9 protein-coding genes and 2 tRNA genes are annotated in these 12,042 nt (G+C 39.7%); 10 read left to right on the top strand and 1 reads right to left on the bottom strand.

Going from position 1 to position 12,042, the window contains the following annotated elements; all coding sequences use genetic code 11:
* The first annotated feature begins 711 nt into the window (after positions 1 to 711).
* From G6Q00_RS05965 to G6Q00_RS05920, 10 genes are all read left to right on the top strand, one after another.
* A complete protein-coding gene (locus G6Q00_RS05965) occupies positions 712 to 1,560 on the top strand; it encodes a hypothetical protein (RefSeq protein ID WP_163532408.1) in 849 nt (282 codons plus the stop codon).
* A 906-nt stretch (positions 1,561 to 2,466) separates the two neighbouring features.
* Positions 2,467 to 3,714 (top strand): phosphoribosylamine--glycine ligase, encoded by a 1,248-nt coding sequence (gene purD, locus G6Q00_RS05960; RefSeq protein WP_163532407.1) that lies wholly within the window; start codon positions 2,467 to 2,469, stop codon positions 3,712 to 3,714.
* A 6-nt stretch (positions 3,715 to 3,720) separates the two neighbouring features.
* A complete protein-coding gene (locus G6Q00_RS05955) occupies positions 3,721 to 4,140 on the top strand; it encodes an RDD family protein (protein ID WP_163499445.1) in 420 nt (139 codons plus the stop codon).
* Positions 4,141 to 6,408, top strand: coding sequence for an LPS-assembly protein LptD (locus G6Q00_RS05950; RefSeq protein WP_163532406.1), 2,268 nt, complete (start codon positions 4,141 to 4,143; stop codon positions 6,406 to 6,408).
* 1 nt (position 6,409) lies between these two features.
* A complete protein-coding gene (locus G6Q00_RS05945) occupies positions 6,410 to 7,069 on the top strand; it encodes a phosphoribosyltransferase (RefSeq protein ID WP_163499443.1) in 660 nt (219 codons plus the stop codon).
* A 20-nt stretch (positions 7,070 to 7,089) separates the two neighbouring features.
* A complete protein-coding gene (locus G6Q00_RS05940; protein ID WP_163532405.1) occupies positions 7,090 to 9,099 on the top strand; it encodes a polyribonucleotide nucleotidyltransferase in 2,010 nt (669 codons plus the stop codon).
* Positions 9,100 to 9,162: 63 nt separating this feature from the next.
* Positions 9,163 to 9,474, top strand: coding sequence for a F0F1 ATP synthase subunit C (locus G6Q00_RS05935; protein ID WP_163499441.1), 312 nt, complete (start codon positions 9,163 to 9,165; stop codon positions 9,472 to 9,474).
* Between the two features lie 20 nt (positions 9,475 to 9,494).
* A tRNA-Leu gene (locus G6Q00_RS05930) sits at positions 9,495 to 9,579 on the top strand.
* A 149-nt stretch (positions 9,580 to 9,728) separates the two neighbouring features.
* A tRNA-Leu gene (locus tag G6Q00_RS05925) sits at positions 9,729 to 9,815 on the top strand.
* Between the two features lie 16 nt (positions 9,816 to 9,831).
* On the top strand, positions 9,832 to 11,004 hold the full coding sequence (locus G6Q00_RS05920) for a DUF2130 domain-containing protein (protein WP_163532404.1): 1,173 nt from the start codon (positions 9,832 to 9,834) through the stop codon (positions 11,002 to 11,004).
* Between the two features lie 13 nt (positions 11,005 to 11,017).
* Here the strand turns inward: G6Q00_RS05920 and G6Q00_RS05915 are convergent, their stop codons facing one another.
* Positions 11,018 to 12,013 carry a HoxN/HupN/NixA family nickel/cobalt transporter gene (locus G6Q00_RS05915; RefSeq protein WP_163532403.1) on the bottom strand — a complete coding sequence of 332 codons (996 nt, stop codon included), beginning with the start codon at positions 12,011 to 12,013 and terminating at the stop codon, positions 11,018 to 11,020.
* Positions 12,014 to 12,042 lie beyond the last annotated feature (29 nt).

Here is a 12,042-nt window from a genome sequence, read left to right as displayed (position 1 = left end):
AAGAGATTACGCTTTGCTAAGCGCACAGATTGCAAAGAATTTTTCCACGATTTGAGAGAAGAATTTAGTTATCATGTCAACGCATATTTGCAAACCCCTTAAAATTTAGCTTTCTCTTTTATGGGGCTTTGTGTAGTTTCCTTCTAAGTTTTCTCTTCAAAGTACCTCTTAAACATAACTTCTATTTAACTAATTCCCTCTATGGGTACTATTTTCCCTTCGCGCCTTTTTCCTTTAAAGCAGCGCTTTCTTTTAAGCATAACCTCACGAAGATTTTTCTTAAAACCTTGCTCTATCTGGACTTTCTTTTAGCTAGTCTTTTTATACAATCTTTCCTTTAAGTGCTGTTCCTTTTAGTGTAGTTTCCCCTCCCCTTTAGCAAAGCTTGATCTTAAGCGCGGTTTGCTTATAGTGTTTTCTCTGTGCAACTTTTTAATGCTTAGGCGCTATTCTCTTTTTAAACGGTGTTTTTCTTTTTGGTGCGATCTCTTAACACCGCTCCTCTTAAGCTAACTCTTTTATAACTGGGCTTTTTTTTGACAAAACGGGCGCTTTTGTTTGGTACTTAAAACTACTGGAGAGTCTAAAAGCATATTTTTAAAGCTCAGGGGTAAATAGGGTTATTTTTAACTCAGCATGGTATGATCAGGGTCTTTAGAGGAAAGCCAGTGGTGGCTTATGGATTAAAGTGAAAGGGTTTTTGGTTAGATCGTGGGTATTTGTATCTTTTGTGGGCAAAAGGCGGGGTTTTTAAGATCCAAACACAAAAAGTGCCAAAGAGAGCACCTAGAGGGTCAAAAGGCTATTCAAGATGTCATTAATGATAATTACGCTAAACAAGCTACCGGTCCGGAGGATTTAAAGAATCTACAAAGACGCATCCAGCAAATTGCCCAAGAAAGTTTTATTGATCAAGTCTTGCAAAAAACTTTGCTGATTAAAGGGGTTGAGGCTGCTATCCAAACAGCCCTTGAAGATGGACTTTTAACTGAGCAAGAGGAGGAAGGCGTCTTAAAATTGATCGCTTTTTTTAATCTCTCTCAAGAGGATTTAGACTCCAATGGCTATTATACCAAGCTCAAACAGGGCTCAATTTTAAGGCATGTTTGTGAGGGTGTGATGCCCACAGGGATTAATATTATAGGCGATTCTCTACCCTTTGTGTTTATGAAAAATGAAAAATTGATTTGGGCAGAAAATGGGGTTCAGTATTTTGAGATGAAGACTGTGAGTTCATATGTGGGAGGGTCTCAGGGGGTGAGTTTAAGAATTGCTAAGGGCGTGTACTACCGCGTAGGGGCATTTAAGGGGCATAAAATCCAAGAAGAACAGATGTCTTATGTAGATACTGGCTTACTAGCCATCACCACCAAACACCTTTATTTTTGCGGAAAGTCTAAGAGTTTGAGAATTCCTTTTGCTAAACTCATCTCTATCACGCCCTATTCAGACGGGATTAGTGTCCATAAAGATGGTGCAAGAGCCAAACCACAAACCTTTATCAATGGCGATAGTTGGTTTCTTTATAATTTAATTAGCAATATCCATAATCTAGATTGATGATTGCCCTTACTAAAGCTAAAGCTTAAGCTAACTGCATTTAAAGTACATCTCTTATAGAATTCTTTCTCTTTGGCTACCCTTTAGGGGTACTTTCTTTTAAGCGTCCTTTCCCAAGATTAGGGCGGTGTTTTTTAGCGTAATTAGCGCTTTTGCTTGGCTTTTGACAGACTAGATTTGTAGGGGTTTTTAGGCGGGGATTTCTCTTGAGCGGTTTTTTAGCAAAATTTGGTTTTTAGCAAAGCTTCCCTTTAATTTTTAAGGGCAAAAGGGGGAAGGAAGCGGGAATTTTGGGCGGTGTTTGCTCTAGTCGTATTTTTTTTAGCGGTGCTCTCCAAAGTTTAGTTTTCTCTTTGCGAGGCTTTTTTGTGTAGTTTCCTTCTAAATTTCCCTTTTAAAGTAACCTCTATAAGTATAACTTCCATTTAAGCTAACTCCCTCTTTAGGCGCTATTCTCCCTTTGCCCTTTTTTCTTTAAGCGGTGCTTTCTCTTAAGCATAACCTCACGGGATTTTTCTTAAATAACCTCTTTTAGCATGATTTTTTCCGCATAGTCTTTTGACACTCCCCGCGCTTAAATAGCCTAGAATAGCTTAGTGTTCTAATCTGCTTAGCTAAAGAGCTATCAGTGGTGATTTTAGTTGTTTAAAAATAGCATTCTTCAGGGAGGTGTTTTTGGATAGCACACTTAAGTAAAATTTAGTATAATGGCGCCAAAGCCTGGGCGATGCGTGTTTCTTAAAATGGCAAGTTCTTTTATCCATCTTTGTGAGGCTCTCAGTAGTGGTTTTGGTGTGATGGGCATCTTGGTATTTGCCCCCTAAAAAGATCCTCTTGGCCTCTTGTAGCTTCTTTGAACTACGCACACAAGTAACGGTCGTTTGGGTGATTAAAAATAGGGTATAAATGAAGAAAAAAATTTTAATTATCGGGGGCGGGGCGCGCGAATATGCTTTGGGGCGCAAGTTAAAAGAGGATACACGCATAGGTGAGCTGTATTTTTGCCCGGGCAATGGCGGGACTCAAAGCATTGGCGAAAATATCCCCTTAGAAGAATACACCCAAATTGTAGATTTTGCCTTGCAAAAGAGCATTGATTTAGTCGTAATTGGACCTGAAGAGCCTTTAGTGGGGGGTTTAGCCGACATGCTTAAAGAATCCGGTCTTGCTGTTTTTGGGCCCAGTAAAAAGGCTAGTATCTTAGAGGGCTCTAAGAGTTTTACTAAAAATCTAGCCACGCAATATCATATCCCAACAGCTCCTTACTGTATTGTGCGCGATCACACTTTAGCCCAAGAACAGGTTGCGGCTTTGGGCTTTCCGCTGGTGGTTAAAGTTGATGGGCTTTCTGGAGGTAAGGGCGTGGTGGTGGTCCAGAGTGAAGAGGAATACAAACAAATATTAGGGCAACTTTTATTGCAAGAAAAACACTCAAAAGTACTAGTAGAACAATATTTAAGAGGTTTTGAACTCTCTATCTTTGCTCTGGTGCACCACCAAAACTATCTTCTTTTACCCCCCTGCCATGATTATAAAAAACTCACTCCAGAAGGGCCAAATACCGGTGGAATGGGAGCTTTTGCGCCCTCAAATTTATGCGATGAGGTTTTAAAAAGTAAGATTGCAAGCCAAATTATAGAGCCTGCATTAAAAGCAATGGTAGAGGCGGGTACGCCCTTTATCGGGGTGCTTTATGCGGGGATTATGGTGGTTGAACAAGAGGGGCAATTAGAACCTTATTTGCTTGAATTTAATGTCCGTTTAGGCGATCCTGAGTGTAGTGTGCTTTTACCCTTATTAAAAACGCCTCTGTTAGATTTATTAGAGGCGACTTTAGAGGATCGTTTAGATACAATGGAGTTAGAATTACACCCCCAACACACACTAGGCGTTGTGCTGGCTTCTAAAGATTACCCTTATAAAATTTCTGGGGGGCAAAATGTCTATATTGATCCGATGAATGAAAAAAACGCCCATTTGGATTTAGGCAAGATTGTACAAGAAAATGGGGTGTTTTTGGTTTCTGGGGGGCGGGTGTGTGTGTGCGTGGGTTGGGGTAAATCGCTAAGTGAGGCTAAAAACCACGCTTACAACTTAGTTAAAAAGGTACAATTTGAAGGCATGCAGTTTCGCGAAGATATTGGATCACTTTAGAGGCGCATGGAAGCCAAACTAGAAGAGCGACTCTATAAAGAACACCTTGTAATCGCCCCCTTTTCATGGCGTGTGGGGGCTTATGGGGTGGATTTAGTTTGGGTAAGCTTTTTAACTTGGGATTTACACCCCTATTTGCCTTTGCACCCTATTTTTTTACGCTTTCTATGTGCTTTCTTTGGTTTGCATATTCTTTATGAAAGTTTATTGATGGGCTTTTTGGGTAACAGTATTGGTAAGTTAGTTTTCCACTTGCGTATCTTAGATGTGAGTAGTTTAGATAAACCCCCATTTCTTGCGCGCATGAAGCGTTGTTTGTATAAAGAGGCGTTGCTGTTTTTTCCTTTGGCTTATTGTTTTAAGGATAAGTTTGGCCGTACTTTCCATGACCGGCATGCCAAGACTTTGGTTATTGTGTCTAAATGAGTGTTGTGGCGCGGTACTTTTATCATTTTTTTATTGCTAGGTGTACTTTTTAGCAAGCAACAAGTGGCCGTGCAAAAATTTAACAAGAAAAACCATAAGATTTTTGAGTTATTAGCCGATCGGGTGGATTCTAAAAATAATATTGTAGTGGCCACTGGGCATGCTGTTTTACTTAACTATGATGTCTATATTCTAGCCGATCGCGTAATCTATGATACAAAAAAGAAAGAAGCCACCGTAGATGGGCATGTGAGGGTTTATCGTGGAGAGGGGCTTTTGGTACAAAGTGAGCATATCAAACTTAAAATGGATAAAAAATACGAACTCATTTTTCCCTTTTATGTACAAGATAGTGTTACAGGGATTTGGATCAGCGCTGATATTGCCCATGCCAAACAAAATAAATACCATATTAAAAACCTCACAACCTCAGGCTGTGATATTGAAAATCCCATTTGGCATGTTAACGCCTCCTCTGGCCATTATAATGTGGATAAATCCCACCTATCTCTTTGGAATCCTAAAGTTTATCTAGGCCAAATCCCCATATTTTATTTTCCCTATGCCTTTGTTTCTACGAGTAATAAGCGCTCTAGTGGCCTACTCTATCCTGAATTTAGTGATTCAAACTTATCCGGCTTTATCTATCTACAACCTATCTACATCGCCCCTAAAAATTCATGGGACATGACTTTTGTCCCTCAAATCCGTTCTAAACGCGGGTTAGGAATGAATTTTCAAGCCCGTTGGATTAATTCGCATCAGGATAAATTTTTATTTAACATGCGCTATTTTAGAAACTACAACGCCTACACTAAAAAATACGATTTGCGTAACCAAAATATCTACGGGCTTGAAATGCTCAATGCAAGCCGCCAGACTTTGCAAAAATATTTTGGACTCAAAAGATCCCTAGACAATGCCTCTTATATAGATTTTCTCTACATGAACGATCTAGACTATGTGCGCTTTGAAAAGGTCAATAAACGCATCACCGATGCGACCCACATGTCGCGGGTTAATTACTATGTCCAAACCAATAACCATTTTTATGGTTTTTATCTCCGGTATTTTTTAAACCTCAATAAGATTAATAATAATGAAACCTTCCAATCCCTGCCTAATTTGCAATACCACAAATACTTAAACACCTTAGGCTGGAAACACCTCCTTTACTCTTTAGACTACCAATTCCATAATGTGGTGCGCCCAGTGGGTTATGGCTATGTACAAAATACGATCAATGTACCTTTAGGGTTGCAATTTTCTCTCTTTAAAAAATACCTCTCTGTGGGGCTATGGAATACGATTGATTTGAGTAACTTAGCCATTTTGAATCAAAAAACTAGCTACATTCCCCAAGTAGGTAATCAATCCAGAGAATTTGGGAATTACTTTTCTAGTAGCTATGCTCTCTACCTTAATAGCGATTTAGCGCGCGAATACCATAAACTTTTACACACAATCCAGCTACAAGCTGTACTAAGTGGGGCTTACTACACCTTTGCAAATGGGCTATTTAACTCTAATATGTACACCCTTAGCGCTCTAGCCCAAAATAGCTACACCAATGACACCCTTACGCAGTATGACTACCAAAACCACCTTTATGATGCCGTGTGGAATCCCTCTTTACTCTTTAGCCCAAACCCCTCTAGTAGCCAGCTTTATTTAAATCTCACCCAATATCTTTATGGGCTCAATGGGCAGGAATTGCTTTATTGGCGTATCAGTCAGGTACTTGACTTTGCTAACCCTACCTCTATTGCTCAGAGTCCTATGGAAAGTAAGATTGGCTTTTCCCCTTTAAGAGGTTTAGATATTTATGGCACAATTTTTTACTCTTGGTTTTATAACAGCCTAACTGAAGCCTCTATTAATGCAAACTACACCCATAAATTTTTAAGCGCCAATATTTCTTATTATTTGAGAAAGAATTTTAATGAAACTGCCCTTGAAAAAATTGCCACTAACAACTCTAACTACATCAAAGCAGGCTTGAGTAATGATTTTAGGTGGTTTTCTTTCATGACCTCTGTGGGTTATGATATTGAAAATAATATCATACTCAATTGGAACATTGGGATTTTTAAAAAGATTCGCTGTTTTGGATTTGGTTTAGAGTTTGTTAACCAGCGCCGCCCCGTATTAACAAGCAACCCAAGCGATCCTTTAAGGGTTTATGAAAATAACTATGTCAAGTTTACCTTAGATTTTTCTCCAATCACTAAAACTAGTTTAACCTACCGCTCATTAAAGAGGAGATAATATGGGTAATTTGGTAGATACTTTCATGTTTGCTAGCCCTGAAGATGCGCTTAACCAACTCATGAATGAAATACTCATTCGGCATTTAGACACCAAAAACGCCGTTGTACTTGTTACAAGTTTGAAAGGTTTAAAATTTGCCCATGCACTCTCTAAAAAACTAGGGACGGCCTTAGATTTTCTCTTCACCGCCCCTATTTATGCCCCCTTAAATCGTGAATGTGAGATCGCATTAGTGAGTGAAAACATGGGTATTCTTATGAATGAAAACTTGATTAACTCTTTTGAAATCACTTTAGACTATGTTTATGGCGAGGCTAAACGGGTTTATGAAGAAGAAATCCTCTCTAAAATTTATAAATACCGCAAAGGCAACACCATTTGGTCTTTAGAAAATAAAGATGTTTTCATTGTAGATTATGGCATTGAAACGGGCATGACGGCTAATCTTGCGATTCAAACTTGCATGGCTAAATCCACGAAAAATATCTATGTTCTCACCCCCATTTTGCCCAAGAATGTAGCCGATGCTCTCTCTTTGCTTTGCGATGGGGTGATTAGTGTGTATCGCCCTGAATATTTTGTTAGTGTTGAACACTACTATAAAACCCCTATTGATACTGAGGAAAATGAAATAGGAGAAATTTTAAAAGCATTATAAATTTAAACTGAAAGGATATTATGCAAAATATTGAAATTAACGGGCAAGAGTTTAAAATTGATTATGTAGCCAAGACAGCAGATAGCGCCTTACTTTATCGCTATAAAGATACGGTGATTTTAGCTAGTGTGGTGGTAGATAGACAACATGCAGAAACTGACTTTTTACCCCTAAGCGTACAATATGCCCAGAGGGCTTATGCTATCGGGCGTTTCCCAAGCAACTTTTTAAGACGCGAGGGAAAAATGGACGCCTTTGAAACCCTCACCTCCCGCCTTATTGATCGCAGTTTGCGCCCTCTTTTCCCTAAAGGATACACCTACCCCACCCAGATCACTCTTTTAGTACTTAGTTATGATTATCAAAGCGATTTACAAGTTTGTGCGCTCAATGCTGCTAGCAATGCGCTTTATTTAGCCAATATTGGGGTAGATACAACGATTCACGCCCTGCGTTTAAATGATACGGCTAAGTCTTTGGATTTGTTAGTGGTGGGGAATGCGCAGGCTATTTTGATGATAGAAATGCAGATAAAAGATTGCCAACATGCTTTAGAAGAATCCAAACTATTAGATTTAATCAAACATGCCCACATACAAATACAAGAATATTGCATGCACTATTACCACCATTTTACCCCCCATAGAAAACCAAAAAGTCTCTCTATTAAAGACCCTATTAAACCAGATGCGACTCTCATAGATTTACTCAATTCACGCTTTAAAGCCACTATTTTAGAAACTTCAGCTTTAATGGCTAGAAGCGAACGCAACGCCCAAGTACAAGATTTAATCCAAAAAATAGCCGAAGAACTCAACTTAGAAGGCCAACAAGTGAGTTTAGAGGAGCTCAAATTAGCCTTACAAACCTGTTTGTATACCCATTTGCGATCAGAGATTATAGAAAAACAGCAACGACCCGATGGCCGCACTCTCACACAAATCCGCCCTATTTATATAGAAACTAATCTTTTGCCTGCCTGCCACTCTAGCGTACTTTTTGAGCGCGGGCATACCCAAGCCCTAGTGGCTTGCACACTAGGGAGTGAAAATGATGCCAAACAAGGGCTAGGCACTTATGAAAAAGTACCCACTAAAGAGCGCTTTATGTTGCATTATAATTTTCCTCCCTTTTGTGTGGGCGAGGCGATGCCAATGGGTGCATTAAGCCGGCGCGAATTAGGGCATGGGCATTTGGCACAAAAGGCTTTAGAGAGCACATTACCAGAGCAACACCCCGTAATTCGCCTTGTTTCTGAAATTTTAGAATCCAATGGTTCTAGTTCTATGGCAAGTGTATGCGCGGGTTCTTTGGCTTTAAAAGCAGCGGGGATTGATATACGCGATTTAGTAGCCGGTGTGGCAATGGGGCTTATGCTAGAGGGGGATAAACATGCTATTTTAAGTGATATTAGCGCTTTAGAAGACATGCAAGGGGATATGGATTTTAAAATTGCTGGTACCCATCAGGGGGTTTTAGCGATGCAAATGGATACTAAATTATCTGGCATTTGCTTAGAGTGGCTAGGTGAAATTTTAAAGCAGGCTAAACAAGCCCGCATGGTGATTTTAGAGCGCATGCAAGAGATAGCACAGATCATGCCAATTAACACAAAAGCCATGCCCACTTCAGAGAGTTTTTATATCCCCTCTTCAAAAATTAGCGCCCTTATAGGCACGGGTGGGAAGAATATCAAAGAAATTTTACAGCGTTTTGGGGTACAAATTGATTTGGATAAACAAAGCGGGGAAGTGTGTATACATGGCGCCCAAAGGGCAGTATCGGAGGCCAAAGATTTTATTTTAAAATCTTTAGAAATCCCTTCTTATGTGGCTGGGGAGCAGGTACAGGCATGGGTTAAAAAAGTGGTGGATTTTGGTGTGTTTGTGCGTTTAAGTGGGGGTGGTCAAGCTTTGCTACACAAGAGTGATCTTAAAGATTTAGATTGGCAAAATTTAAAGCCAGAGACCTCTTTAACCTGTCAGGTTTCTAAGATAGAGCAGGGCAAAGTCCATGTCATTTTAACTTAAGCTTAATGGTGCTATAATTAAGACTTGTGAAAATTTTAATAGTTGAGCGAGGTTGTTGAGTCCATGAAGTTTCTTGTGCTTTTCTTTTTAGGAGCGGTAGGGCTGGTCTTTGGAGCGGATATAAGCGGAACGGATATGATTAAGTCCTATTCTGTTGTTGGTGCGGTAGTGGGCTTGGGCGTTGCGGCTTGCGGGGGTGCTATTGGAATGGGTAATGCAGCTGCTGCAGCCATCACGGGCACGGCGCGTAACCCTGGTGTGGGCGGTAAGTTGCTCACCACCATGTTTATTGCTATGGCTATGATTGAGGCACAGGTGATCTATACTTTGGTTTTTGCAATCGTGGCTATTTATAGTAACCCATTCTTGGCCTAAAGCTTAAAAGGAGGGGGTGAGCACTGGTGGTGGAATTGGTAGACACGCCATCTTGAGGGGGTGGTGGGGCAACCCGTGCGAGTTCAACTCTCGCCCAGTGCACCAGAAAACCGAAGGTTTTCTCATAAGTTTTTAAGCCTTGTAGAAAGATCACAAATAGAAAACCGCAACTTTTTTATAAGAAAAGGTTTTTTCAAACCACAACCCTTTCAAGGCGGTTTAATTTGAGTTTTCACAGGTAAAAAGCTAAAAGAGCCAAAATGGTGGAATTGGTAGACACGCTAGACTCAAAATCTGGTGGAGGCAACTCCGTGTCGGTTCGAGTCCGACTTTTGGTACCATAACTAGAGAAACACAATGCAAAACTTGATCTGTCCACATTGTCATAAATCCATTGATGCAAGCGATTTTTTAGTAGAAGCAAAAGCCCATTTTGAACAAGAAGTACAGGCTAAAAGACAAGAATACAAGCAAGCTTTTAAAAATTTAGAAGAGAAAGAAAAATCTCTTAACAAACAGGTGCAAGAGGGCGTAGCTAAAGCCTTAGAGAAAGAACGATCAGAACTATATAATTCTATCCGTATGAAAGTTAAGCACGAACAAGAGGAGGCTTTAGCTCTTTTACAAAAAGAAAATACAGAAAAATCTAACCAATTAAAAGAAATGCACACTCTGCAGGCTGAAAATGAAAAATTAAAACGAGATAAAGAGGAGATGCGCGTTGCAATAGAGGCACAAAGTGCTGTACAATTAAATACAGAGTTGCAGCAACTCCAAGCTAAGTATGAGATTAAACTCCAAGAAAAAGAGGAGCAGATCAACCAGCTTAAACAGAGTGCATTAGAAATACAAAAGCGCGCTGAGAGTACTTCTCAGCAACTCCAAGGTGAGGCACAAGAGCGGGTTATTGAAGAGTATTTGCGCGTTCATTTTCCCCTAGATAGCATTGAGGATATTAAAAAGGGTCAAAGGGGTGCGGATTGTTTGCATAAGGTTTATACAAGGCAAGGGCTTTTTTGCGGGACTATTTGCTATGAAAGCAAAAATACAAAGAACTTTAATAAAGAGTGGATCACTAAACTTAAAGAAGACATGCAATCAGAGGGGGCTGAGGTGGGGGTTTTGGTGAGTGCTATCTTACCTAAGCAGATGGAGAGAATGGGTTTATTGGAGGGGGTTTATGTGTGTACTTTTGAGGAATTTAAAGGTTTAAGTGTACTTTTGCGTGCCATGGTAGAGAAGATAGCCTTAGTACAAAAGAGTCAAGAAGATAAAGCAGATAAGGCATATTTGCTTTACAATTATTTAACAAGTACAGAATTTAATCTCCATGTACAGGGCATGGTGGAGAGTTTTTTACAGATGCAAGAGGATTTGAGAAAAGAAAAGCAAGCCATGCAAAAACACTGGGCTAAACGGGAAAAACAAATCGATCAGATTTTATTCCATGTAAGCCATACCTATGGGTCATTAGAAGGTATTGCAGGCTTAAGCATGCCAGCCTTACAGGCTTTGGAGTTTAAAGAGTGATTGTAAAATAGTTCTATGTTTTAGTAAATTGCCCCCATTTTTGTTCAATTTTCCCAAAGTGCCAAATCCCATAAGAAATTGCCCAAACCAGCACAAACATGCCCACTAGATAATAGCCAAGATAGCCAAAGTCTAGGTTTTGTAAATACCCTAGTACTCCATTAAACTCCCAGTGCATCTTTTGGCTTAAAACTTGGAAGAGTTCCACACCCCCAATTGCTAGAGCCACTAGTACACTTAAAGCTGTGATAGTGATGTTGTAATAAATCTTACGCAAAGGTGTTTTAAATGCCCAATCATAAGCTTTAACCATGAAAATCCCATCGCAAGTGTCTAATAAACTCATGCCAGCAGCAAAGCAAATAGGCAAAGCGAGCATACCCATAATGCTTGTTTTAAGTGCAACCCCTGATAGGGCTAAAAGCGCGATCTCACTAGCTGTATCAAAACCCAGCCCAAATAAAAAGCCGATAGGATAAATATGCCAGCTTTTAGAAATAAAGACAAATAAGGGTTTGAAAAAGCGATTCATTAATCCTCTTTCTTGTAGCAGGGCTTCTAAGGCTTCTTGATTGTAATGCTTATTTTGCTGTCTAAATACCTTAAATAAATCTATTAAAATAAAGGCATTTAATAGACCTACAATGATTAAAAAGAGACCAGAAACCAAAGTTCCTATAATGCCCCCTATTTCTTTAAAAGCGGGCGCATGCTCTTCAAACCAGTGGAGCGCAAAGGCACTAATTACAATGCTTAAAATCACCACACTAGAATGCCCCATAGAAAAGTAAAAACCCACCCCCATAGCATTTTGTTTTTGTTGGGAGAGTTTGCGGATTGTGTTATCAATACAGGCAATGTGATCGGCATCAAAGGCGTGTCTGGAGCCAAGTAGATAAGCCGTCATGGCCAATGAATAAAAATGAGGCTCATTTGCTAAAACTAACAAACCCACCCCTAAGACATGCAAAAAGATAATCCCCAAAGCATAGGGTAGCCATGAATACATACTATCTAACCTTATTTTTTAAAATTTTG

This window comes from Helicobacter suis (genome assembly GCF_902196125.1).
In the GTDB taxonomy this organism is placed as follows: domain Bacteria; phylum Campylobacterota; class Campylobacteria; order Campylobacterales; family Helicobacteraceae; genus Helicobacter; species Helicobacter suis_B.
Note: the sequence above shows the minus strand (reverse complement) of the source record. Positions and strands in the feature narration are given on the sequence as shown.